This is a genomic window from Salipiger marinus (assembly GCF_900100085.1).
GTDB lineage: Bacteria > Pseudomonadota > Alphaproteobacteria > Rhodobacterales > Rhodobacteraceae > Salipiger > Salipiger marinus.
This window is the reverse complement of record NZ_FNEJ01000006.1, coordinates 173,154-197,241: the sequence shown is the minus strand read 5'-3', so window position 1 is coordinate 197,241 and position 24,088 is coordinate 173,154. Positions and strand designations below refer to the sequence as shown.

The window sequence follows — 24,088 nt, the reverse complement described above, 5'->3', positions numbered from 1 at the left end:
GAGGCCGCCACTTGGACGTTCTCGCCATTTTCACCGCCGTGATGGAGCCGCACCTGCTGCTGACGGTGCTGCTCTGCACGCTTTACGGCGCCTTCGTGGGCTCCATGCCGGGTCTGACCGCCACCATGGCGGTGGCGCTGCTGGTGCCCTTCACCTATTTCATGGGTCCGGCACAGGCCGTGGCCGCCATCGTGGCCACCACCACCACCGCGATCTTCGCGGGCGACATTTCCGGCGCGCTGCTGAAGATGCCGGGCACGCCCGCCTCCGCCGCCTATGTCGAGGACAGCTACATCCTGTCCATGAACGGCAAGCCGCGCACCACGCTCTTCACCTCGCTGATCGCGGGGGTGCTGGGCGGCATCATCGGCGTCATCATCCTTGCCTTCGCCACGCCGCAGCTGGCGCGGCTGTCGGCGAGCTTTTCCAGCGACGAGGCCTTCTGGCTCGCCACGCTCGGGCTCAGCTGTGCGGTCTTCGTGGGCGGCGCCTCGGTGGCGCGCAACTTCGCCTCGCTGTTCATCGGGCTGGCCATTGCCACCGTGGGCATCGACGTGGCGGTGGGCCATCCGCGCTACACCTTCGGGCTCGAGGATCTGTATGACGGGGTCAGCTTCATCCCCGCCATGATCGGGCTTTTCGCCCTGTCCGAACTGCTGCGCAACGCGGGCAGCGGCGAAGAGACACGGCTGGGCCGGATCAGCATCGAGCCGCTGTTTACCGGCCTGCGCGACGCATGGCGCGAGATCTGGCACCGCAAGCTGGCGGTGCTGCGGTCGGGCGTGGGCGGCACGGTGATCGGCGCGCTGCCGGGCGCGGGCGCGGATGTGGCGGCATGGATCGCCTATGCCCTGTCGCGGCGGTTCTCCAAGACCCCCGAGAAGTTCGGCAAGGGCCATATCGAGGGCATCGTGGACGGCGGTGCCGCCAACAATGCCGCAGTGGCCGGGGCATGGACGCCCGCGCTGGTCTTCGGCATTCCCGGCGACAGCGTCACCGCCATCGCCATCGGCGTGCTGCTGATGAAGGGTCTGACCCCCGGGCCGGACATCTTCACCACCGATGCCACGCTGGTCTACACCATCTTCGGCGCCTTCCTTGTCGCCAACGTGCTGATGCTGCTGACCGGCGGTCTGGCCGTCGCGGTGGCCACGCATATCCTGCGCATCCCGCGCGCGGTGCTGATGCCGCTGGTGCTGATGCTGTCGATGATCGGCGCCTATGCGATCATGGGCTCCACCATGGCGATCTGGATCGTGCTGGTGCTGGGGTTGCTGGGCTTTGCCATGGCATGGGCGCAGATTCCGCTGGCCCCCGCCATTCTGGGCATCGTGCTTGGCAAGGTGGTGGAAAGCAACTTCATGGTCTCCATGATGAAGGCACAGGGCAACCTGATGGGCTTTTTCGAACGTGACGCCGCCGCCGTGCTGGGGGTTGTCACACTCATTGTCTGGGGCCTGCTTCTGGTCCGGGCCGCACTGGAAATCATCGGGCGGCACAACACTCTGTCTGCGAAGGATGCAAAGAAATGACTGGCAAGAACACGCTCAAGGCGCGTCTGAAGGCGGGAGAGACCGTCGCCGCCGCATGGCTTGAGCTGGGCTCCCCCGAGGTGGCGGAACTGCTCGTGCATGCGGGCTGGGACGTGATCGTGATCGACTGCGAACACGGCGCCGCCGGGCTGGAAGAGGGTCTGGGCCTGATCCGCGCCGTCGAGGCCGCAGGCGGTCAGGCCGTGGTGCGCGTGCCCGATCCCTCCGAGGCGACGCTGAAGCGCGCGCTGGACCGGGGCGCGCGGTCGATCATGGTGCCCATGGTCACCTCCGCCGCCATGGCGCGCGACATCGCCAGCTTCTGCCTGTATTCGCCGCGCGGGCGCCGGGGCTATGCCGCGCCCATCGTGCGCGCCTCCGCCTATGGGTCGGTCACGACCTATGCCAAGGACGCCCATGAAGAACTGCTGCTGATGGCGCAGATCGAACATATCGACACGGTCAAGGACGTGGCGGAAATCGCGGGTATCGAAGGCATCGACATGGCCTTTGTCGGCCCCAACGATTTTGCCGCCTCAATGGGCCATATCGAAAACCTGACCGAACCGTCGGTGCGCGCCAAGATCCTTGAAGTCGAGGCGACCGCCCGCGACAAGGGCCTGATGCTGGGCACGATCGAAGGGGCGGGCCGCTCCTATGCCGATCTGCGCGATGCGGGTTACAACTTCATCGTTGGCCCCAATGACATCAGCCTGCTGGCCGGTGCCGCGCGCAAGGCGCGCAAGGACGCGACCGAGCTTCTGGCCTAAGGCCTGCGCCCCGTCCGGCATTGTCCGGGCGGGGTCACTCCAGCGGCAGCCGCTCCAGCGCCGCATCCAGCGCCAGCACCTCCGCCAGCGGCTGGCCCTCGCGCAGACCGGGGCGCGGCAGGCCCATCACGTCGCGCGGCACCAGTGCCGCCATCGCGTAGGCCTCGGGCAGCGGCACCCCCACATGCGTCACCATGTTGCGCAGGCTGGTCACCAGATCGACATGCGCCCCGGCCAGCGCCCCCGCCGCATTGACCAGCGCGCCGTCGCGCAGGCGGATGATCTCGCCGTAAAGCTCGAACTGGTCCGGCCCGCCAATCGTCGCCATCGCGTCGGACACCAGAAACATCCGGTCCGGCAGCGGGCGGGCGCGGAGCGCCAGCGCCACCATCTCCCATGAGACATGATGCCCGTCGGCGATGATCCCGGCATAGGCGTCGGAATTGATCGCGGCCCCCAGAATGCCCGGCCCGCGCGAGGTCATGGGCGGCATGGCATTATAGAGATGGGTGAAACAGCTCATCCCCGCTGCCAGCGCCGCGCGGGTCTGTTCGGCCGTGGCCGCGCTGTGCCCGCCCGACACCACGGCGCCCATGTCCGCCAGATCGCGCACCGCCTCCGGTCCCGCGATTTCGGGCGCCAGCGTCACCATGACCGGAATGCCCTGCGCGCGCAGATCGCGCACCACGGCGCGGGTCGTGTCCGACAGCGGGCCCATGGGACCCGCGCTGTGGGTGCCGCGCCGGTCGGGGTTCAGATGCGGCCCCTCCAGATGCAGGCCCAGAAAGCCGGGCAGGCCCCATGCGTTTGCCGCCGCCTTGGCGGCGCGGCGCATCCGCTCGGGTTCGCAGGTGATGAGCGTGGGCATCACCCAGCCGGTGCCGCGCGCGCGCTGCGTGGCGACGATGTGGGCAATGGCCTCGGGCGTGGGATCAGAATTGAGCATCACGCCGCCGCTGCCATTCACCTGCAGATCGCTCAGCGCCGGGCCGATCAGCGCGGCGTGCCGGTCCGGGGTCTCGCCGGGGGCAAGCGGGCGCAGGGCGCGCAGGTGGCTGCCCGCCGTCTCCACCCCAAGGCCGCGTTCAAAGCGGTCGCCGGTCCAGACCAGATCCGCCGCGATCAGCATGGCGCCAGATCCCGCGCGTGGATCGCGGCCCCCCGTGCGCCGGAGGCATCACCGAAGACCGCCAGCGCCAGCCGGGGCAGGGGCAGCGGCCCCAGCCGCAGCGGGGCCAGCGCCGCAGCCAGCCGGTCAAGCAGCCCCGGCAGGCGGGTCAGCCCGCCGCCCAGCACGATCACCTGCGGATCCTGCGCCAGATGCAGGGTCAGCAGCAGTTCCGCCGCCAGATCGGCCCAAAGCGTCAGCACCGCCTCTGCCGCAGGGTCATGCGATGCGCGCTGCGCCAGATCCTCGGGCGGGACCGCCACGCCCAGCCGGTGCTCTGCCAGCCGGGACAGCCCCGGACCGGAGAGCAGCGTTTCGAAACAGCCGCTGCGCCCGCAGCCACAGGCCAGCAGCGGCAGCGCATCCCCCAGCCGGGCGGGCCAGCCCAGATGCCCCACCTCCAGCGCCGCCAGCTGGATCTGCGGCAGGGCGCGGCCCAGCACCGCCAGCCCCGCACCGATGCCGGTGCCCATGATCAGCCCCGCGACCCGCTCCGCGCCATCGCCCGCCCCGCCGCGCGCCTCTGACAGGGCAAAGGCCTGCGCATCGTTGAGCAGCGGCAGCGCACGGCCCAGCCTCTGGCGCAGCGCGCCGGGCAGGTCATGGCCCCCGACGGGCAGGTTCGCGGCAAAGGCGGGGCCGCCGCCCGTGTCGATCACGCCGGGCAGGCCCATGCCCACCGGCAGCGCCGCCCCTTGCCCCGAGGCGGCCTCCAGCCAGTGCAGCTGGTCCGCCACCGCCTCCAGCAGCGCGTCCAGCCCGCCGGTGGGGGTGGGAATGCGCCGGCTGTCCAGCAGGTCGAGGCCGGGCGAAAACAGCCGCGCCTCGATCTTGGTGCCGCCAAGGTCAAGGCCACCGCAGGGCAGGTCGGAACGGGGGGCGGGGGGCATGGCATCTCCTGACGGCGGCTCTGGCCCCTTGCTGCGCCAAAACCGGGGGGCAGCGCAAGGCGCGCAGTGCTTGCATCCGGGGCGGGCTTGGGCAAGATGGAATGCCATATCCCGTTTTGACAGGACCAAGTTCCGGTGCAGCCGCTTCTTTCCCCTCCCGGCCCGTCCGACAGCCTGACCGCCATCGCGCAATGGGTGGCGGAGGTGCTGCGCGACCGCATCGTGAAGGGCGATTATCCCCCCGGCGCGCGGCTGGTGGAACGGCGCATCTCGGCAGAGCTGGACCTGTCGCGGACCCCGGTGCGCGAGGCGCTGAAGCTGCTGCATCAGGACGGGCTGATCGAGATTTCGCGCAACAAGGGCGCGCAGGTGCTGCAGTTCGGCGCCGACGAGGCGCTGGCGCTGTTCGAGGTCATCGCCGCGCTGGAAAGCCTTGCGGCAGAACGGCTGGCGCAGACGATCACGCCCGCGCAGCTGGACCGGCTGGAGGATCTGCACGCGCAGATGCTGACCTTTCACAAGATCGGCAATCACACCGATTATTTCGACACCAATTCCGAGATCCACGATTTCGTGGTGATGGAATGCGGCAATCCCATCATCAGCGACACGCATCGGCGGCTGATCGCGCGGGCGCGGCGCGGGCGGTTTCTGGCCATCATGCGCCCCGACCGGCTGGCGCAGGCGGTGGCCGAACACGAGGCGCTGATGGAGGCGCTGCGCCGCCGCGACGGGGCGGCGGCGGCAGAGATCTGGCGCCAGCATCTGCGCCATACCGGCCAGACGCTGGCCGAGGTGCTGGCGGCGGGAGAGGTGCCCGCCGCCTGACCCTGCGGGCGCTCAGCCCCGGGCGCGGCGCCACAGGCCTTCGGCGACGTGCTGCGCCTCGGCCACCACGGCGCTGGCCTCGACACGGGTGGGGCGGCGGTCGCGCACCAGCCAGTCACCTGCCACCATCACGTCGGTGACATTGGCGGCATTGCCCGAATGCACCACGATGCCGGGGCCGTCGATCACCGGGCGCAGGTTGGCGGCCAGCGGGTCAAGCAGGATCAGATCCGCCGGATCGCCCACCCGCAGCCGCCCGGTGGCACCATGGCCGCGCAGCGCCTCGGCGCCGCCCGCCGTGGCCCAGCGGAACACCTGCGCCGCGTCCAGATCGAAACACAGCCCCGCCCGCAGCCGGGCCGAGGCCAGCGCCATGCGCATCGCCTCGAACATGTCGGCGGATTTGGTATCGGTGCAGAGCGTGATGCGCGCCCCCGCCTCGGCCAGCGCCTTGATCGGGGCGGCGGCGCCAAAGCTGGCATTGCCGATGGGCGCATGGGCCACCACCGCGCGCGCAGCCCCAAACCGCGCCACGTCGCTGTCGGTCATGAAGATGCAGTGCGCGGCGATCAGGTCCGGGGTCAGCAGACCCAGATCATCCAGAAATTCGGTCGGGGTCATGCCTTCGCGCGCCCGGATCTGGTCCACCTCCATCTGCGACTGGCTCAGATGGGTGTGCACCTGCGTGTCGCTGGCCAAGGCCAGATCGCGCATCTGCGCAAACATCTCGCGCGAGCAGCTGTCAGGGGCGTGCGGGGCAAGGATGGTGCTGATCCGCGCATGACCCGCCCATTTGTCGCGCAGCGCCAGCGCCGCCCCCAGCGTCGCCTCGCCCAAGGCGTCATCGCGGGCGAAGCGGCCTTCGGCCAGTGCGGCGCTGTCCATGTCCATGACCCGGCCCCCCACCTGCGCGCGCAGGCCGAATTCTGCCGCGGCCTGTGCCAGCGCCTCGGGGCAGCGGTAGTAATCGACGATGGTGGTGGCCCCCGCGCAGAGCATTTCCATCACGCCCAGCCGGGCCAGCGCCAGCGTCTCCTCGTCCGACAGCCAGTGCCCCTGCGGCACGCCGGGGGTATAGGCGGGGGCAAAGCTGATATCCTCGATCATGCCGCGCACGATCATCAGCGGCGAATGGTTGTGGCTGTTCACGAAGCCCGGCAGGCACAGCGCGCCCTGCGCATCGATCACCGGCACGCCCGGGGCAGGGGGCAGATCCGGCCCGATCCGCGCGATGCGGCCCTGCGTGTCCGTCACCAGATCGACGCCGCGTGTCATCCCCGAGTCGGGATCCAGCAGAGTGATGTTTCGCAAATGGGATGCCATTTTCTTTTCCTTCTGGTCAGAGCCTGTGCAGCAGCCAGAATGGGCTGCCTAAATTGTGGACAGACTGCATATTTATAGCGGTTTTGATCGGAGGATCAGGTGCAGCGTGGCGAGGCATTTCCCATAAGTTAAATGGCATTCCATTTTGAGCCCGGCAGCAGAACCGGACCTTTCGCGGGTGCGTGCACCCTGACACCGCCTCCTGACCCGACAGAGAAGGACCAACCATGACCCTGATTTCCCGCAACGGCCTGACCCGCCGTTCGCTTCTGAAAACCTCTGCCCTTGCCGCCGCCGGAACCTTGGCCACGCCCGCCCTGCTGCGCGCGCAGTCCAGCGAACTGGTGGCGGGCTGCGCCGGCTCGCACACCGCATGGATGGAGGCGCTGGTGGTGCCCCACATGAAAAAGACCCTCGGCGCGGACATCCTGTTCGAAGGCACCAAATCCTCGGTCAACCTCGAGAAGATGGCCTCGAACCGCGACAATCCCTATCTCTCCGTGGTGCAGATGGACGACCCGGTGATGATTCAGGCGGTCGAAGAGGATCTGCTGGCCCCCATCACCGCCGAGGCCGTGCCCAACATGACCGACCTGCGCCCCGACGCGGTGCATATGGACGGCATGTGGTGCAACTACGTCCAGCCTTGGGCGGGCATCGCCTATAACACCGACCTGACCGAAGGCGTGCCGTCTTGGCAGGCGCTCTGGTCCCCCGAGGCGCAGGGCCGCATCATCATCCCGTCGCTGCAGAACACCGAAGGCATGTGGACGCTGTTCATGGCGGCGATGCTGGGATCGGGCAAACCCTTTGCCGAGGCGCAGTATGAAATCGATGCGGCCTTCGCCAAGCTGGAAGAGCTGAAGCCCAACCTGCTGTCGGTCTATTCCACCATGAGCCAGGCCTTCAACCTGCTGGAGCAGGGCGAGATTTCGATGCTGTCGGGCAGTTTCTCGTCCTACGCGCTGCCGCGCAAGGCCGAAGGCGTGCCGGTGGATCTGGCCGCCCCGCAGGAGGGGATCTTTGCCATGCCGTCGGGCATCTGTCTGGTCAAGGGCGGGCCGAACGCCGAGCTTGCCACCGGTTATGTGAACGAGATGCTGGGGGCCGAGCTGCAGGCGGCGATCGCCGATTTCGCCACCTCGGTTCCCGCCAACACCACGGTGACGGCAGGCGCGGTGATCCCGGACGGGGTGCAGATCTACAGCCCCGACTGGGCCTTCGTGTCGCAGAACCGCCGCGAATGGATCGACCGTTTCGACAAGCTGATGGCGATCTGATCCCATGACGGACATGACCCCCATCTCTCCCGCCGACCGCCACTATCTTGACGTCTGGGGCGTGGCGAAATCCTTCAAGGGCACCCGGGTCATGTCCGGCATGAACTTCCGGGTGGACCGGGGGGAGCTTGTGTCGCTCCTTGGTCCCTCGGGCTGCGGCAAGACCACGCTGCTGCGCATCATCGCCGGTCTGATGGAGGCCGATGACGGATCGGTGGTGCTGGGCGGGCGCGACATCACGCGCCAGCCCGCGCACCGGCGCAACATCTCTGTGGTGTTCCAGAGTTACGCGCTGTTCCCGCATCTGACCGTGGCCGAAAACGTGGCCTTTGGCCTGCGGGCGCGCGGCACCGCCAAATCCGCCACCGCTGCCCCCGTGGCCGAGGCGCTGCGGCTGGTGCGGATGAGCGATTTTGCCGACCGTCCCATCGCCGCGCTGTCGGGCGGCCAGCAGCAGCGGGTGGCCGTCGCCCGCGCGCTGGTGGTGGGCCCCGATCTGCTGCTGCTGGACGAGCCGTTTTCCGCGCTGGACCGCAAGCTGCGCGAAACCATGCAGGTGGAGCTGAAATCGCTGCTGCGCGACCGGGGCATCACCGCCATCTTCGTCACCCACGATCAGGAAGAGGCGATGGGGGTTTCCGACCGCATCGCGGTGATGAACGCGGGCCGCATCGAACAGTTCGCCGATCCCTCCACGCTTTACGCCCGGCCTGCCTCGCCCTTCGTGATGGATTTTGTCGGCCTGTCCACCCGGCTTGCCGCCCGCGTCACCGCGCGCGACGGAGATCTGCTGAGCCTCGAGACGGCGCTTGGCCCGGTGCGGGCGCCGGGCGATCTGGCCCCGGGCAGCGCCGCGCTGCTGGCGGTGCGGCCAGAGCTTGTGGCGCTGGGGCAGGGGGAAAACACCCTGTCGGTCACGCTGGAGGATGTGATGGTGCTGGGGTCCAAGACCATGCTGCATGGCCGCGCCCCCGAAGGGGACCGCATCCTGTGCGAACTGCCCGGCATCCGCACCGGGCTGGCGCGCGGCGAAACGGTCAGCCTTGGCTGGGCGGTGGCGGACACGCTGGTCTATGGGGTGGATCCATGACGGCCCGCGTCGACCGCATAGCACTGCTGGCAGTGCCGGGGCTGGCCTATCTGGCGGTGGTCTATGCCCTGCCGCTGCTTCTGCTGCTGGCCAAATCCGTGCGCACGCCGGACGGGCTGTCGCTGGCCGAATATGGCGCGTTTTTTGCCGATGACTACAACATGGGGGTGCTGGCGCGGACGCTGCGCGTTGCCGCGCTGACCACGCTGCTGGCGCTGCTGATCGCCTATCCTACCGCCTTCGCCATGGCGCGCGCGCGCGGGCCGTGGCTGACCGTGTTCCTTGTGGCCATGGTGCTGCCCATGTCGCTGGGCGTGGTGGTCAAGGCCTTTGCATGGTCCATCCTGTTCCGCGCCAACGGTTTTCTGAACACCGCGCTGCAGGGGCTGGGGATCATCACCGAACCGATGCGGATGCTGTTCACCGAAACCGCGCTGGTGGTGGGGGCGGCCAACGTGTTCCTGCCCTTCATGGTGCTGCCGATCTATGCCGTGGTGCGCCAGATGGATTCCCGCCTGCCCGAGGCCGCGGCCTCGCTTGGCGCTTCGCCGTGGTTCCGGTTCTTCCATGTCACGCTGCCGCTGACCCTGCCGGGCGTGGTGGCCGGATCGGCCTTCACCTTTTCCATGGCGATCTCGATGTATGTCATCCCCTCGCTGATCGTGGGGGAACGCCAGCAGACGCTGTCCATGCTGATCGCCCGGTCGTTCCTGTATCTGCGCAACGAGCCCTTGGGCTCCACCATCTCCGCCGTGCTGCTGGCCATCGCCATCCTTGTGGTCGTGTCCTCCAGCGTGCTGGCCCGCAGGCTGGGAGCCCGCCAATGACCCAGACCGACCGCATCTTCCGCAGCCTCAGCTGGATCATCGGCATCGGCTGCGTCATCTTCCTGATGCTGCCCATCGTCATCACGGTGCTGGCCTCCTTCACCTCCTCGCCGGTCTATACGCTGCCGCCGCCGGAATGGTCGCTGCGCTGGTATGCCTCGCTGGACCGCCGGTCCGGGCTCTGGGATGCGGTGGTGCTGTCGCTGAACCTTGCGACCCTGTCCACCGCCATCTCGCTGGTGCTGGGCACGCTGGCCTGCATCGCCGTGACGCGGGGCAATTTCCGGGGGCGCGAGGCCATCGCCACCTTCGCCGTCTCGCCGCTGATGATGCCGGGGCTGGTGGTGGGCGTGGCGCTGCTGCAGTTCTTCCGCGAGATCGGGCTGCGCGACGCCTATCTGTCGCTGCTGCTGGGCCATATCGTCATCACGCTGCCTTTTGTGATGCGCACGCTGCTGGCCTCTATGGCGGCCTTCGATTTCTCGCTGATCGACGCGGCGCGCACGCTGGGGCTGAGCTATCCGCGCGCCATCCTGCAGGTGCTGGTGCCCAACCTGGCCCCGGCCTACCTGACCTCGGGGCTGTTCGCCTTCCTCGCCTCGATGGACAATTACCCGATCTCGATCTTCCTGACCGATGCGCGCAACAAGACGCTGCCGATCAAGATGCTGCAATATCTTGAGGAACAGCCGGATCCGTCGCTGGCGGCCATGTCTTCGGGGCTGATCCTGCTGGCGGTCATCGTGCTGGTCTTCGGCGCGCGCACCGTGGGCCTCAACCGCATGATCCAGGGGTAAGCCAATGAGCGACCGACGCGATTTCCGGGGCTGGTCCGGGGCCGAACCCGCGCCCTGCTGGCCCGATGGCGCCCGCCTTGCCGTGTCCTTCGTGGTCAATGTCGAAGAGGGGGCGGAGCTGTCCATCGGCGATGGCGATGCGCGCAACGAAGCCACCTACGAAATCCGCGAGGAGGTGGAGCATGTGCCTGATCCCTGCATGGAAAGCCATTTCGCCTATGGCCCCCGGCAGGGTTATGCCCGCATCGTCCGCGCGCTGGAAGCCAGCGGCGCCCGCGCGACCTTTTCCACCTGCGGGCGGGTGGCCGAGCGCGCGCCGTGGCTGCTGCAGGACATCGTGGCGCGCGGGCATGAAGTGTCCTGTCACGGCTGGCGGTGGGAACGTCACGCCCATATGGACCCGCAGACCGAGGCCGAGGTGATCGCCCGCACCCATGCCGCGCTGACCCGGGCCTGCGGCGTGGCCCCCGTGGGCTGGCACACCCGCTCTGCCGCGTCGGTCAACACCCGCGCGCTGCTGAAGGCGCATGGCGGCTTCCGCTATGACAGCGATGCCTATGACGATGACATCCCGCGCATGGAGGGGGATCATGTCATCCTGCCCTATGCGTTCGATACCAACGACATGCGCTTTTCGCCCGGTGGCGGGTTCGTGCAGGCGCGGGATTTTTCCGACTATGTCATCGGGGCCTTCGACCGGCTCTGGGCCGAAGGGGCCACCGCCGCGCGGATGCTGTCGGTGGGGCTGCATCTGCGGATCATCGGGCGGCCCGGCCGCATCGCCGGGCTGGAGGCGGTGCTGGCCCATATCGCCGCGCGCCCCGGCGTCTGGATCGCGCCCCGGCGCGAGATCGCGGCCCGCTGGGCCGAAACGAGGGGGACCAAGGCATGAGCGTGATGGATCTGAGCGCCCGCGCGCTGGCCGCCGAGGTGCGGGCGGGGCGCGTCACCCCGGCGCACGTGGCCAAGGCGGCGCTGGCCCGCGTGGCCGAACGTAACCCGGCGCTGAACGCCCTGACCCTGACCAACCCGCATCTGCAGGCCGAGGCGGCAGAGGTCGCGGCCCGGCTGGCGCGGGGGGATGCGCTGCCGCTGGCGGGCGTGCCCGTGGTCATCAAGGACAATATCTGGGTCAAGGGCCTGCGCATCACCCAGGGCTCGCATCTGTTCGCGGAATTTGTGGCCCCCGAAGACGCGCGCGCCGTGGCCCTGCTGCGGCAGGCGGGGGCGCTGATCCTTGGCATCGGGACTTGTTCGGAATTTGCCTGCAAGGGCGCCACGCATACCCCGCTTTACGGCATCACCCGCAACCCGTCGGATCTGTCGCGCACCCCCGGCGGCTCGTCGGGGGGCTGCGTGGCGGCGGTGGCGGCGGGCATGGCGCCCTTGGCCCTTGGCACCGATGCGGGCGGATCCTCGCGCCGTCCGCCCGCGCATACCGGGCTGGTGGGGCTGAAGCCGTCGCAGGATCTGGTCCCCTACGGGCCGGGCTTTGACGAGCCGGTGGCGGGCATTTCGGTGATCGCCCCCATCGCGCGGGACGTGGCGGATGTGCGGCTGGCCATGGCGGTGCTGGCGGGGGTGCCCGACGTGGCGCCGCAGGTCACAGCACTCGCCGTCAGCCGGGATTTCGGGCTGGGCCAGCGGCTGGATCCGGACATGGCGCGCGCCTATGATCGCAGCCTCGCCGCCTTGCAGCGCGCGGGCTATGAACTGACCGAGGCCGCGCCCGACTGGGAGGGGCTTGACGGCGCCGCCGTGATGCCGCTGCAGTTTGCGGGGCTGGCGCGGCTTTTTGGCGCCGAATGGCAGCGCGATCCCGGCCGGTTCGACCCCGATCTGGGCGCGCAGATCACCCTTGGCCTGTCGCTGAGCCCGCAGCAGGTGACGCAGGCGCGGCAGGCCAGCGCGCGGATGGCGGAAATCCTTGGCGCGTTTCTGGACCGCCACCCGCTCTGGCTGACCCCCACCACTCCCTGCGCGGCATGGCCGGTGGGCCAGCTTGCCCCTGCCACCATCGCCGGGCTGCCCTGCGGGCCGCGCGACCACGCCGCCTTTACCTCGCAGGCCAATCACGCGGGCTGTCCCGCGCTGTCGCTGCCCTGCGGCACCACGACCGACGGGCTGCCCTTGGGGATGCAGCTTTGGGCGGCGCGGGGCCGTGATGCGGCGCTGCTGGCCGCTGCCGACCGTCTTGCCCCTCTGCTGACCCGCCTGTGAAAGTGCCCGCCATGCGCCTGCTTCTCGTCAATCCCAACATGACCACCGCCATGACCGACAGCATGGCGGCGCTGGCCCGCAAGGTGGCGGGGGACCGGGCCGAGATCGTGCCGCTGACCGCGCCGCGCGGCTTTCCCTATATCGCCTCCCGCGCCGAGGCGCAGATCGCCGGGGCCATCACGCTGGAAATGATCGCGGACCACCAGCAGGGGATGGACGCGGTGATCATCGGCGCCTTTGGCGATCCCGGGCTTGCCGGGGCGCGCGACCTGTTCGACCTGCCGGTGGTGGGCATGGCCGAGGCCGCCGTGCTTTCCGCCGCGATGATGGGAGAGCGGTTTTCCATCGTGACCTTCTCGCCGGTCATGCGCCGCTGGTATGCCGACTGTGTGGCCGCCACCGGGCTTTCGGCCCGCTTTACCGGGGTGCGCACGCCCGAGACGCATCAGCCCGATGTGGGCCGCGCCCGCGACCTGCTGCGCGCCGATCTGGTGGCGCTGGCGCGGCGCGCGGTGGTCGAGGATGGCGCGGATGTGGTGATCCTTGGCGGCGCGCCGCTGGCGGGTCTGGCGCCCGAGATCGCCGGAGAGGTGCCCGCGCTGGTGCTGGATCCGATATGTGCCGCCACGGCACAGGCGCTGGCGCTGGCCTCGCTGCGGGTGGGCTTTGGCGCGCGTGCCTGCAAGCCGGTGGGCAAGCCCTCTGTCGGGCTTGCCCCTGCCTTGGGCCGCGTCATCGCGGCGGGTTAGGGGCGCGGGTCAGGCCCGTCTCAGGCCAGACGCACGCGGATGCTGCCGAACCCGTCCACGTGGCCCTCGATGTCGGTGGGGGTGTCGAACCACGGGCAGCCGCAGAGCGAGCCGGTGATGACGATCTGGCCGGGCACCAGCCCGCCGCAGTGATCGCCCACAGAGGCGCAGAGCAGTTCCAGATGCGCCAGCGCCGAACCGCCGGGAACGGTGGCCTCACCGTCCAGCAGCGCCGTGCCATTGGCCAGCAGCCGGGAAGTCAGCGTGGTGAAATCGCGCCCGTCCCAGTCCGCCAGCGCCGGGCCGACCACCAGACCGGCGTTCAGCTGCGCATCGGCGAGCCGGGGCAGGGGCTGTTCGGCCACCGCGCCGTCGATCCGCTGGTCCACCAGTTCCAGCACCAGATGCGGGGTGAAATACTCCTGCGGGCTGGCGGGAAAGCCGTCCTGCGGCAGGGGCTTGTCCAGCCGGAAGCCGATTTCCATTTCCACCGCGAAACGGTCGCCCAAGGGACGGCTGCCGCCCTCCTGCACCACGTCGCAGGCGGCGATGGGGGCAAGGATGGGCGGCGCGTCGCCCTGTCCCGCCACCTTGAACCCGGCCACGGCGCCACGGGCGGCGCTGACGGCGGCCTGCACGGCCAGCGCCTCGTCCCGGGTCTGGGGCAGGCCGGTTTCGGGGGAAACGCGGGTGCGGGTCTGGTAGGCGGTCAGCAGCGCTTCGGTGAAGGGATGGGGGTCTGTCACGATGTTCCTCCGGATTGGGCCGGGATGGCCAGTCGGGCCGGACTATGGCGAAGCCTGCGCCATGGTCCAGCCCTGTCCGCCGGAAAACTGTGTCAGGTCCACGGTCCCTTGCGCTGCGAGCCGCCGCGCGGCACCCGGGGCAGGCCCGAGGGCGCGCTGCGCACCTCGCGCGGAGCGGGCTGCTCTGCGGCCTCGCCCGCCATGGCGCGCAGCGCGGCGATGCGGTTTTCGGTGGCGGGGTGGGTGGCGAACATGCTGTCGCGCTTATGCGCGTGCAGCGGGTTGATGATGAACATATGCGCGGTGCCGGGATGGCGTTCGGCGGCGTCATTGTCGATGCGCGCGGCGCCCTGCTGGATCCGCGCCAGCGCCGAGGCGAGCCACAGCGGCTGGCCGCAGATCTCGGCCCCGGCCTTGTCGGCGGCATATTCCCGCGTGCGCGAGATCGCCATCTGCACCAGCGCCGCCGCGACGGGGGCAAGGAACATCATCGCCAGCGTGCCGACCAGCCCCAGCCGTTCGCGGCTGCCGCCAAAGAACAGCGCAAAGTTGGCGAGCATGGAAATCGCCCCGGCAAAGGTGGCGGTCACCGTCATGATCGCGGTGTCATGGTTGCGGATATGCGCCAGTTCATGCGCCACCACGCCCGCCAGTTCTTCGCGCGACAGGCTCTGCATCAGGCCAGTTGTCACCGCCACGGCGGCATTGGCCGGGTTGCGCCCGGTGGCAAAGGCATTGGGCTGCGGCGTGTCGATGATATAGACGGCGGGCATGGGCAGGCCTGCGTTTTTCGCCAGATCCGCCACCATCGTGTTCAGCCCGAAACTGTCGCGCGCGCCCACCGGGCGGGCGTTGTGCATCCGCAGCACCATGCGGTCGGAATTCCACCACGTGAAGACGTTCATCGCGGCGGCCACCGCCAGCGCGATCAGCGCGCCGCCGCCCCCGCCCAGCAGATAGCCGATGCCCATGAACAGCGCGGTCATCGCCGCCATCAGCAGGGCCGTCTTGAAATACCCCATGGCTCGCTCTCCTTGGTTGCCGGGCCGGTTCCCGTTGCTGATATAGGCGCCGCCGCGCGGGCTGCAACGGCTGCGCCGGTTCAGCGGTGGCGGGCGCAGAGCCCTTCGGCCCAGCGATCTGTCGCGGCGCCGAAACAGTCATGCAGCGAATCCACCGCGATCACGCTGCCAAGCGCCATGCGCCCCAGCAGGCACAGCCCCGGCGAAGCGCCGGCCAGCTGCCCGTCGGGCGCGGTCTCGGCGCCCAGATCCTCGGAGAGCGTGCGCAGCTGTCCCGCCTGCCACCAGCGGATCGGTCACGGCATCAAGCCGCGGCGCGGGCAGCACCCCATCCACCATGGCGCGGACGGGAACAGCCCCCTGCGCGGTGCTCAGGCTCCAGCCGCGCTCGGTCAGGGTGATCGACGGATCTTCTGCCGCGCAAAGATCGACACGCCCGGCTTCGACCAGCGCCAGCAGTTCCTGCGCGGAGCGCAGCGGCGGGCCGTAGGAAAAGCGTTTCAGCCCCTCGTCAAAGCCGAGGATCGCGGCGGCGGTGGCGGCATCGCAGCGCGCGGGGTTGAAGCCTTGGCGCAGCGCGTTCTGCCATTTGCGCCAGATCTGGCCGATGACATAACCCGCCGAGGGTGGGGCTGTGCCCGTTGCCATGGCGATGCCGTGGCGCAGCACCTCCAGCGGGGTGCCGCTGTCCTGCGCGCCGGGGTCGCGCTGTTCCGTCTCCAGCCATGGCTCGGGCTGGTCGGGGCTGGCCATGGCGCGCAGGATGCGGCGGGCCGGGGGCAGCAGGGCCGTGGCGAGCCGCTCCAGCGCCGCGCGGGGCGCCTGATCCAGCGCTTGGGCCAGTGCCGCGTCAAAGGCGGCGCTTTCCGGCCCGGTCGGGTCAAAGGCGGCATCCAGCGCGGCGGTCTGCGGCTTCGGCGCGGGTGGATGGCCGTTCAGCGAAAACGGCAGGATCCGCGCGGGTTCGCGCCCCGAGGCGACATAGCCGCCTGCGGTAAAGCTGCCGCCCAGCCCCAGCGTCAGCAGGCGCAGCACGTCGAAGGTCGAAAGGCCCAGTCCGCGGATCGCCAGGGTCTGCCCGGCCCAGCTTTCGGCGGCGGCAAGCAGGGCGCGGGCGGGATAGGCGGGCTGCAGGTCGGCGCCGGTCCGCTCCGCGTGGTCCTGCCAGCGCGCAAGCTGCGGATCGGGGTCTGTTGCAGGCTGGCCCGGCGTCAGCAGCACCTCGTCATAGGGGCCAAAGCCGCCCTCGGGCCCGCGCAGCCGCCAGCCTTCGGGCACGGGATCGAGCGCCGTGACCTGTGCGCTGCGCCGCGCAAGGCGCAGCCCCTCCGGCGGGGAGGAGACCAGCGCATCGAAGCGCGCGGCCAGATAGCCGCCCAGCAGGCTGCGCGCCGGGAAACTGTCGGGATCGGTGCTGCCGCTCCACTCCGCAAACCCTGCCAGCCGGTCGGGACCCCCGGGCGGTGCGCCCAGATCCAGCGCGCGCAGCGGCGTGTTCAGCAGGCAGAGCGGGCTGTCCTCGGGGTCGAAATTCGGCCCCGCACCGGGATGCGCGCCGGTGTCGAACACCTCCACCGTGACGGGGCGCGCGGTCTGCGGCATCTGGCGTGCCAAGGCTTCCAGCGCGCCAAGCCCGCGCGGGCCCATCCCGATCACCGCCACCCGCAGCGGCGCCTTGTCTGATGTCATCCGCCCTGTGCCCCTGTCTTTGTGGTTGCGCTGAACATGGGCCGCGTCATGGGGATGTCCCGCGTTACTGGATCGCCGCCGCCAGCGCCCGGCGGGATTCCGCGGTCGCCATCTGGTCATGCAGCATCTGGAACAGGGCGCGGGCCCGGTCGCGCTGACCGGAATTCAGATAGGCATAGCCCTTGAGCATGGCCAGATCGCGGCGCATCCGCCCGGTCAGCCGTTCCACCTCGTCGAAATAGGCGATGGCGCGGCGGTAATCGCCGCGCTCATAGGCGGCGACACCGCGCTTGTCGAGGATCTCTGTCTCGATCTCCAGCCGCTGTTCGGGGGTGAAATGGGTCTGCGCCGCAACCGAGGCGGCCTGATCCACCATGTTCATGCGCAGCATGGTCAGCGCCATGCCGTACAGGGAATCGCGCTGCAGGTTACCATCGCGGGTGGAACTGGCGGCGGCGCGGAAATCCTTCAGCGCCTGCATGGGGCGGTCGATGTTGAAGTTGCACCAGCCGCGCTGCGACACGATCTCGGGCTGTTTCGCCCCGGTGGCCAGCGACAGGCAGCGGCGCCAGTCCCCGGCCTGCGCGGCGGCCAGCACCGCGTTATAGCCTGCCCCCCCGCCGGAAGGTGCCGCGCGTGCAGCGCCTGCGGGCGCAGGGGCTGCCATGGTGCGCGACGCCGGGGCCTGTGCCGGGGCGGGGCGCGGCTGGCCCAGCGTGGCGGGCCGCGCTTCGGGCCGGGTGGCATCGGTGACGGGAACGCCTGCGGCAGCGGGAGCCTCGGCGGGCGCGGCACCGGGCGCGGGGGCGGCGCCAAGCCCGGCCAGCAGCCGGGTTTCCACGGCGTTGATCTGTGCGGCGACGCCGGGGGCGGTGTTGCGCATCAGCGCGGCCATCTCCTGCAGCTGCGCGGCATTGGACACGGAGGCGGATTTTTCCAGCGTCGCCACCAGCACGTCCGGCGTGGTGCAGCTGTCAGCCACGCCGCGATAGATGCCGCGCGCGGTGTCGGTCTGGCCCACCGCCTGATACTGTTCGGCCAGCAGCCATGCGTTGTTCACCCGTTCGCAGACCAGCAGCGCGGGGGTGGCGCGGGCGATGCGGATCGCCGCCTGAGAATTGCCTGCATCGACCGCGGCGGTGAATTCGCGCTGCGCCTCGGCCAGGGACAGGGTCTGCAGCAGATCGGCGGAGGGCGTCCAGTTGGGATAGGTGCGTGTCGCATCCTCGATCCGGTCGCGGGCCCCGGCAAAATCCTCGCGGGCGATCAGCTGGTAGATGCCGTCGACCAGCCCGGGGGGCACGTCGCGGTTGAGGTTGGACAGATCGTCCGGCGGGGACCATTCCGGAAACTGCACCTGAAGGCGGCGCAGTTCCGACCGGATCGCCTGTTCGTTGTTCTCGTTGATGTAGAAACGCAGCGCCTGAAGGTCGCGTTCATCGGGATCCTGCGCCATGGCCCCGGCGGGCAGCAGCGCAAGCACAAGAAGGGCGGGGCGGAACAGGCGGAGCAGGGTCATAGCGGCAGACATCTCGGTTCGGCGTGCATCTGTGCCAGAAGGGCGAACAGATGCAGCGTGGCGGGATAGTAGGGGTCAGTCGGCGCAAAAGGCGGAATGCGCGACCCGATCTGGTCAGAGGCCGCGCAGGCGGTCAAGGCTGCAACGGCATTGTAGCCCGCCGCACCATCCGTGGCGAGCACGCCGCCACTCTGACGGGAGATCACGGTGGCGACGAGCCCGGGCGGCAGATTGGCCTGCGCCTGCGCATAGCGTGCCACCGCCGGATGCGAGGCCATGTCGGACCAGACCAGATAAAGCGGCGCGCGCACGGCCTCATAGCCTGCGTCAAAGGAAAACCCCTCGGCGGCGCGGGGGCCGGAGGGGGTCAGCAGCACCCAGTCGGGCACCACGCCGCCCGAGGCCAGATCGCGCATGAGCTGCACCGCGCCATCGGCGGCGGAGGCCAGTTCGGGCGCGTCAAAGGCATTGGCAAGCTCCATCATCGCCAGCGGCATCGCGTAGGACGGGTTGTAGATGAAGCCCTCATCGGTCTGGAAACCCTGCGCGGCGGGCAGCATCAGCATCATGCCGATGCGGTCGGGCCGGGGGACGATGCAGGTGGTCACCAGATCGGCCACGATGGCGGCGGCACGGTCGCGGTATTCCGCCACGCCAAAGGCATCGGCGGCCTTCATCAGCGCCCAAGCCCGGAACAGGTCGCCGTCGCTGGCATTGTTGAGATCGGGCACCCGCTCCGGCGTGTCGGGCAGCCAGCGCCACGCCATCAGCGTGTCGGCGCGGATCGCCAGATTGACGCGGGTCCATGTTTCCATCTGCTCGAAGCTGCGGGCATCGCCCATGACCGCCGCCAGCAGCAGCCCATAGCCCTGACCTTCGGAATGGCTGGAATTCTGCTGGAGCCGGTCGATCACCCGCCCGGTGGAGGCCAGATGCGCCGCCTTCCATGCGCGCCAGACGTCGCCAAGATTGCTGATGTCATCCGCCGTCTGGGCGCGCAGGGCGCCAGCGCCAAACACCGAAGCTCCGGCCAGTCCGCAAAGACCGGCCAGCAGGTTGCGCCGTATCATGGTCGTCTCCGTCGCATGAGGATTGCGATCAGCATGGCCACAAAGGCTGAACACAGGGTGATGGTGATGAAGACCAGCACATAGTCCTGCGGCCGTGTGGTGGCATAGTTTCCGGCCACGGCGCGGGCATTGGCCAGCGTCAGAGGCTCGTGCAGCTGCAGCGGCTGGTCCGGAGAAACCCAGCTGTCCCAGATCCCTTCGCCGGTCAGCACCGACACCTGCCCCTTGGGCCCGTCGACCCGGCGATGGGTGGCGGCAAGGCTTTCCACGATGGTTTCGGGCATGGCGCGGGGGCCCACCACCAGCCAGACGCGGTCGGGGCGGGACATGTCGGGCTGGAACAGCAGCGCCTGTGCGCTGCGGTCGGCCAGCCATTCCGGCAGGTCGGGTTCGTCGCCACGCCACATCGAGGTGACGCCCTCGCGCAGGCGGTCGGGCAGCGCCGCGATGCGGTCAAGCCGCAGCAGCGCCGACAGCCAGTTGCCTTCGTTCACCCGGTCCCACGCGGCGACGGGGGCCGTGGCCACGGCGGGGGCGGAAACCCGGGTCAGCGCGTGCAGGAGATCGGCGCTGTAGCGGTCGGCAAGCGGTCCTTCGATCAGGCCCAGATCGGCGGGGGTCGCCAGCGTCAGCTGCGGGTCCAGCCCGGAGGGCGCGCGTTCGGTGCCCTGATGGCCGCGGAACACCGCCGCCAGCTGCAGCAGCAGCCCCGCAGGCAGCGTCTGCTTGGCATTTTCACTGATCGACAGGCCTTCCTGACGCAGATGCGCCAGCGTACGCCCAAGGCCGGGCCGCGACATCAGCGGCGAGTCGGGCACAAAGATCTGCGTGCTGTCCAGCACCTCGAACACCGGATTGGCGCGGGGTTCGCAGGCCCGATCGGGCGGATCGCCGGGCACCAGCGCCTCGAAATCCACGCGGTTGACGCCGGGCTGCAGCAGCGAGGCGCGGAAGCGGATCGGCAGCGGCGGCAGGGTCTGGCCCGCGGTTTCGGGATCGTCCAGCGGCAGCAGCTGCACCGTGGTGCCGTTCACCTTGACCAGCAGCAGCGCGCCTTCGGGAAGGCCGGTGTCGAAGCGGTAGTTCAGCGCCAAGTCTGCCCGCTGCGAGGCCAAGAGCAGCCAGTCCCAGGGCAGCCGGAATTCCGCGCCTTCGCGGATGTAGCGGCCATGGCCCTGCAGCCCGTCAAAGCCAAGCTCGCCGAAGGTGACGTAGCGTCCCAGCGGCAGATCGGGCAGGCCCTGTTCCGTGCCATTCTGCGGCACCGCCTCTGCCAGCACCTCGGCGAGCCGCTCATAGGCGGTGGGATCCACCGCCATCACGATGGCGCCATCGCTGCCGCGGCGGAATTCATAGCCGCCGGGCGGGCTGGTGCCGAGCGGCAGTTCGGCCACCCGCGCCAGCGCGGGCGGGGTGGTGCCGACCGAATAGTAATCCTCGAAGCTGATGCGGGGCGGGGTGCCGCCAAAGGCGCCTTCCACCTGCGCGATCACCGGGGCGATGGTGGTGGCGCGGTCGGCGGCTCCGGTGCCATGCACGCGCAGCGCCTGACCCCGGGCGGCCTGTGCGGCCACGGCGGCCAGAAAGCCCAGCGGATTGGTGTCAAAGCTCTGCGATCCCAGACGCACGCCGCTCTGGTCCAGCACGATGTCGGTCCACAGGCTGAACGACGCGTCGGCGCCGCAGAATACGCGATGCGTCTGCCGCGCCTCGATCCGGACCAGATTGCGCCCGGCCTTCAGCAGACCCGGCGGCACCGGCAGCGACACGGCGCGTACGCTGTCGAAATTTTCCAGCGTGGCGGTGCCGATGGCCCTGCCATTGACAAAAACCCGGATCTGCGAGCGGTCGGGCAGCACGTTGATGGAGCTTTGCGTCGCGATCTGCAGCGTCTCTCCGTCAAAATCCTGCGGCAGGAACAGCACGAAGCCCGCCTGCGGCGCGTCGCCTTCCATGCGGTAGCTGGTGACCCGCCCCGGCTGCGGCTCCAGCGCACGCAGCGGCAGCAGCACGTCGGCGGTGGTGGCGGGGCGCGACTCGGGGCTGGCGCCCTGCACATGCAGGCGGGGGCCCGCGGGCTGCTGCGGCACAACGGGGCGCGCCTCTTCCACCTCGGCGGGGCCCGCATCGGGCAGCGGGTCGAGCCGGATCTGCTGCGCCTGACCGGGCAGCGCCGCCAGCAGCAGCGCCAGCGCGCCCAGATGCCGGAGGGTTCGATGGATCATGCCCGCACCTCCGCTTCGTCGCTGTCGAAATAGCCGCTGCCGTCATCGTCGCGCGGATCATCGGCCAGAAACTGGTCGATGGCCTGCTGTTCGACCGAACTGCGGCGGTCATCGGTCTTGGCCGCCCGCGCCGAAGACGGCGCCCGCAGCAGCCCGATCACCGTCACCGGCAGGGACACGATGGCCTTGCGCAGCACGAACAGGATGCCGGGCACCAGCCCGCGCCGCTGCGGCACGGCCTTGCGCGCGGCGTGCCATTTCTTGCTGTCGCCATAGACCAGCCATGCGGTCATGGCGCTGGCCGCGATCATCTGGCTTTCGTCAAACGTGACGGCCAGCCCATGGCGTTCCGCGCCCATCCGCCCGCGGTCGGACTGGGTGACCTTGCCCTGCAGCGTCTGCTCCAGCGCGCGCGCCTTGGGGATCTCCAGATGCACCATGATCTCTGCATCGGGCTTGATCTCCAGCAGGGCCGGATCGGTGTCGGGGCCGAGCTGCAGTTCCAGCCGCAGCCCCTTGCCCGAGATCGACCGCACGAGGGCCGGGGCCGCCGTCTCTTCGGGCTGACCGGCGAGCCAGACCCGCGCAGGGGCGCGGATCACCGTGCGGGGTTTCTGCAGCCGCCGCTGCCGTTCAAAGACCGACCGCAGCGACAGCGCCGCCAGCAGGAAGTTGTAAAGGTTCCAGCCGCCCACGATCAGCACCACGGTGCGGTCGCCGGGAAACAGCGACCAGCGCATCGCCGCCGCCACCAGCCCCGCGAACAGCAGCAGGTTCAGCATCAGCAGCGGCTGGAACACCGGCGAGATGAAATCCTTGTCCAGCGTCTCGTCCTTGGCCGTCACCTTGAAGGTGGCGGCGTTGGGGCGCAGCACGGTGTTGAACACCGCCTTCAGCAGATAGGGGGTCTGGGCGATCTCGTAGACTTCAGAGATCAGCGGCCAGCGCACCTTTGAAAACAGCGCGTTCTGGATCAGGAAGCCCACCAGAAGATGCGGCAGGATATAGGCCAGCACCTCGTCATAGGTCACCACAAAGACCTCGAGGCCGAAGAACAGGTAGAAGAGCGGGCTGAGCAGGAAGATCATGCGCACCAGCGGAAACAGCCAGTAGCTCATGGAGTTCAGGTAGCACACGCGCTGCAGCATGGTCAGGCCGGGACGGAACAGCGGGTTCTTCAGGATCAGCATCTGCATCATGCCGGTGGCCCAGCGGCCGCGCTGCGTGATGAAGGAGGCGAAGGTTTCCGGCTGCAGCCCCGCGATCATTGCGTGGTCGAGATACAGGCTTTCCCAGCCGCGCGAATGGATGTCGAGCGCGGTTTCGGCGTCTTCGGTGATGGTCCGGCCCGAGATGCCGCCCACATCGTCCAGCGCCTTGCGCCGGATCAGCGCGGCGGAGCCGCAGAAGAACGCGCCGCCCAGCCGGTCCAGCCCGCGATGGATCTCGGTATAGAACATCTCGTTTTCCGAGGGGCAGGTCTCGGGCAGGCCGATATTGCGCTCGATCGGATCGCGGTTGGTGAAGAAATGTGGGGTCTGGACCAGAAACAGCTTGGGGTTTTCGACAAAATACCCGGCGGTGCGGGCCAGAAACTCCCGGCTCGGCACGTGGTCGGCGTCAAGGATCAGCACCAGCTCGCCGCGCAGCTTTTGCAGCGCGGAGTTGAGATTGCCCGCCTTGGCGTGTTCGTTGCGCGCGCGGGTGGTGTAGACCACGCCCATCTGTTCGCACATGGCCTGCAGCTGCGCGCGCCGCTCCTGCGCTTCCTTGGCGGCCTTGGGATCGGGAGAGGCGCATTTCTGGTCGGTGCCGCCATCGTCGCACAGCACCACGGTCTTGCGGCCCTCGGGATAGACCATCTGCATGGCCGCCGCGAGCGTCACCGCCAGCAGTTCGGGTGGCTCGTTATAGCTTGGCACCAGCACGTCGACGGTGGGCGCCTCGCTGCGGCGCATGCGCTTGGGCAGCGGCGGCGTGGTCGGATCGGCGGTGATGAGGGCCGTCAGGAAGAACAGCACCACGGTAAAGGATTCCGCCCCGAACAGCACCAGTGCGGCGATGAAGGAGACCGGATCCTCGGGCGAGGGCAGGGTTTCGGTCAGACGCCAGAACCAGTAGCGCAGCACCAGCGTGCTGGCCGCTGCCAGCACGAAAAAGCGCACGCGCAGGCTTTTCTGCACAAACGGCTTCAGGGCGAACAGGATCGCCAGCACGGTCAGAGCCAGCAGCGCCTGCACCACGGTTGCGACGGGGGTCGCCGCCAGAAACAGCACCGGCACCAGCAGGGCCAGCCAGACCAGCATCAGCAGCATGGCCCCCGGCCGGGCTTTGCGCGCGGTC

20 protein-coding genes are annotated in these 24,088 nt (G+C 69.3%); 10 read left to right on the top strand and 10 right to left on the bottom strand.

Annotation, left to right across the window (positions count from 1 at the left end; translation table 11 throughout):
- Positions 1-11: 11 nt before the first annotated feature.
- Together BLR51_RS08785 and BLR51_RS08780 are read left to right on the top strand one after the other, a co-directional pair.
- Positions 12-1,532, top strand: a complete 1,521-nt coding sequence (locus BLR51_RS08785) for a tripartite tricarboxylate transporter permease (RefSeq protein ID WP_230797406.1) — start codon at positions 12-14, stop codon at positions 1,530-1,532.
- Positions 1,529-2,302 (top strand): HpcH/HpaI aldolase family protein, encoded by a 774-nt coding sequence (locus BLR51_RS08780; protein WP_089845960.1) that lies wholly within the window; start codon positions 1,529-1,531, stop codon positions 2,300-2,302. Before BLR51_RS08785 ends, BLR51_RS08780 begins: the two co-directional genes overlap by 4 nt.
- 34 nt (positions 2,303-2,336) lie before the next feature.
- Here BLR51_RS08780 and BLR51_RS08775 read toward each other — a convergent pair whose 3' ends face one another.
- Both BLR51_RS08775 and BLR51_RS08770 read right to left on the bottom strand, forming a co-directional pair.
- Positions 2,337-3,431, bottom strand: a complete 1,095-nt coding sequence (locus BLR51_RS08775) for an N-acetylglucosamine-6-phosphate deacetylase (protein ID WP_089845958.1) — start codon at positions 3,429-3,431, stop codon at positions 2,337-2,339.
- Positions 3,425-4,360, bottom strand: coding sequence for an ROK family protein (locus tag BLR51_RS08770; protein WP_207543596.1), 936 nt, complete (start codon positions 4,358-4,360; stop codon positions 3,425-3,427). Before BLR51_RS08770 ends, BLR51_RS08775 begins: the two co-directional genes overlap by 7 nt.
- 135 nt (positions 4,361-4,495) lie before the next feature.
- Between BLR51_RS08770 and BLR51_RS08765 the strand changes: the two genes are divergently transcribed.
- Positions 4,496-5,188: a GntR family transcriptional regulator gene (locus BLR51_RS08765; RefSeq protein WP_089845956.1), complete on the top strand. Its 693-nt coding sequence runs from the start codon at positions 4,496-4,498 to the stop codon at positions 5,186-5,188.
- A 12-nt stretch (positions 5,189-5,200) separates the two neighbouring features.
- Here the strand turns inward: BLR51_RS08765 and BLR51_RS08760 are convergent, their stop codons facing one another.
- Complete coding sequence (locus BLR51_RS08760; RefSeq protein ID WP_089845954.1) at positions 5,201-6,511, bottom strand: amidohydrolase family protein; 1,311 nt, start codon at positions 6,509-6,511, stop codon at positions 5,201-5,203.
- 227 nt (positions 6,512-6,738) lie between these two features.
- Here BLR51_RS08760 and BLR51_RS08755 point away from each other — a divergent pair, with 227 nt between their 5' ends.
- The 7 genes from BLR51_RS08755 to BLR51_RS08725 are packed head-to-tail and all read left to right on the top strand — an operon-like array spanning position 6,739 to position 13,474.
- Positions 6,739-7,791, top strand: a complete 1,053-nt coding sequence (locus BLR51_RS08755) for an extracellular solute-binding protein (RefSeq protein ID WP_089845952.1) — start codon at positions 6,739-6,741, stop codon at positions 7,789-7,791.
- Positions 7,792-7,795: 4 nt separating this feature from the next.
- Entirely contained in the window at positions 7,796-8,881 is a 1,086-nt protein-coding gene (locus BLR51_RS08750; protein ID WP_242656688.1) for an ABC transporter ATP-binding protein, read from the top strand.
- Positions 8,878-9,708: an ABC transporter permease gene (locus tag BLR51_RS08745; RefSeq protein ID WP_089845948.1), complete on the top strand. Its 831-nt coding sequence runs from the start codon at positions 8,878-8,880 to the stop codon at positions 9,706-9,708. The genes BLR51_RS08750 and BLR51_RS08745 overlap by 4 nt, the downstream gene beginning before the upstream one ends.
- Positions 9,705-10,505, top strand: a complete 801-nt coding sequence (locus BLR51_RS08740; protein ID WP_089845947.1) for an ABC transporter permease — start codon at positions 9,705-9,707, stop codon at positions 10,503-10,505. Before BLR51_RS08745 ends, BLR51_RS08740 begins: the two co-directional genes overlap by 4 nt.
- A gap of 4 nt (positions 10,506-10,509) precedes the next feature.
- Positions 10,510-11,397 (top strand): polysaccharide deacetylase family protein, encoded by an 888-nt coding sequence (locus BLR51_RS08735; RefSeq protein WP_089845945.1) that lies wholly within the window; start codon positions 10,510-10,512, stop codon positions 11,395-11,397.
- Entirely contained in the window at positions 11,394-12,725 is a 1,332-nt protein-coding gene (locus BLR51_RS08730) for an amidase (RefSeq protein ID WP_089845944.1), read from the top strand. Before BLR51_RS08735 ends, BLR51_RS08730 begins: the two co-directional genes overlap by 4 nt.
- An 11-nt stretch (positions 12,726-12,736) precedes the next feature.
- Positions 12,737-13,474, top strand: a complete 738-nt coding sequence (locus BLR51_RS08725; protein ID WP_089845942.1) for an aspartate/glutamate racemase family protein — start codon at positions 12,737-12,739, stop codon at positions 13,472-13,474.
- 20 nt (positions 13,475-13,494) lie between these two features.
- Here BLR51_RS08725 and BLR51_RS08720 read toward each other — a convergent pair whose 3' ends face one another.
- From BLR51_RS08720 to bcsA, 7 genes are all read right to left on the bottom strand, one after another.
- Positions 13,495-14,220, bottom strand: a complete 726-nt coding sequence (locus BLR51_RS08720; RefSeq protein ID WP_089845941.1) for a hypothetical protein — start codon at positions 14,218-14,220, stop codon at positions 13,495-13,497.
- 92 nt (positions 14,221-14,312) lie between these two features.
- Positions 14,313-15,242, bottom strand: coding sequence for a zinc metalloprotease HtpX (gene htpX, locus BLR51_RS08715; protein WP_089845939.1), 930 nt, complete (start codon positions 15,240-15,242; stop codon positions 14,313-14,315).
- Positions 15,243-15,380: 138 nt separating this feature from the next.
- Complete coding sequence (locus BLR51_RS08710) at positions 15,381-16,931, bottom strand: FAD/NAD(P)-binding protein (RefSeq protein ID WP_165616775.1); 1,551 nt, start codon at positions 16,929-16,931, stop codon at positions 15,381-15,383.
- 64 nt (positions 16,932-16,995) lie between these two features.
- Complete coding sequence (locus BLR51_RS08705) at positions 16,996-18,450, bottom strand: hypothetical protein (RefSeq protein WP_165616774.1); 1,455 nt, start codon at positions 18,448-18,450, stop codon at positions 16,996-16,998.
- Positions 18,447-19,520, bottom strand: a complete 1,074-nt coding sequence (locus BLR51_RS08700) for a family 8 glycosyl hydrolase (protein WP_089845934.1) — start codon at positions 19,518-19,520, stop codon at positions 18,447-18,449. Before BLR51_RS08700 ends, BLR51_RS08705 begins: the two co-directional genes overlap by 4 nt.
- Complete coding sequence (locus tag BLR51_RS08695; RefSeq protein WP_089845932.1) at positions 19,517-21,745, bottom strand: cellulose biosynthesis cyclic di-GMP-binding regulatory protein BcsB; 2,229 nt, start codon at positions 21,743-21,745, stop codon at positions 19,517-19,519. The genes BLR51_RS08700 and BLR51_RS08695 overlap by 4 nt, the downstream gene beginning before the upstream one ends.
- The gene (gene bcsA / locus BLR51_RS08690; RefSeq protein ID WP_089845930.1) at positions 21,742-24,060 is read right to left on the bottom strand and encodes a UDP-forming cellulose synthase catalytic subunit; all 2,319 of its coding nucleotides are present in this window, start codon (positions 24,058-24,060) and stop codon (positions 21,742-21,744) included. Before bcsA ends, BLR51_RS08695 begins: the two co-directional genes overlap by 4 nt.
- Between the last annotated feature and the right edge of the window lie 28 nt (positions 24,061-24,088).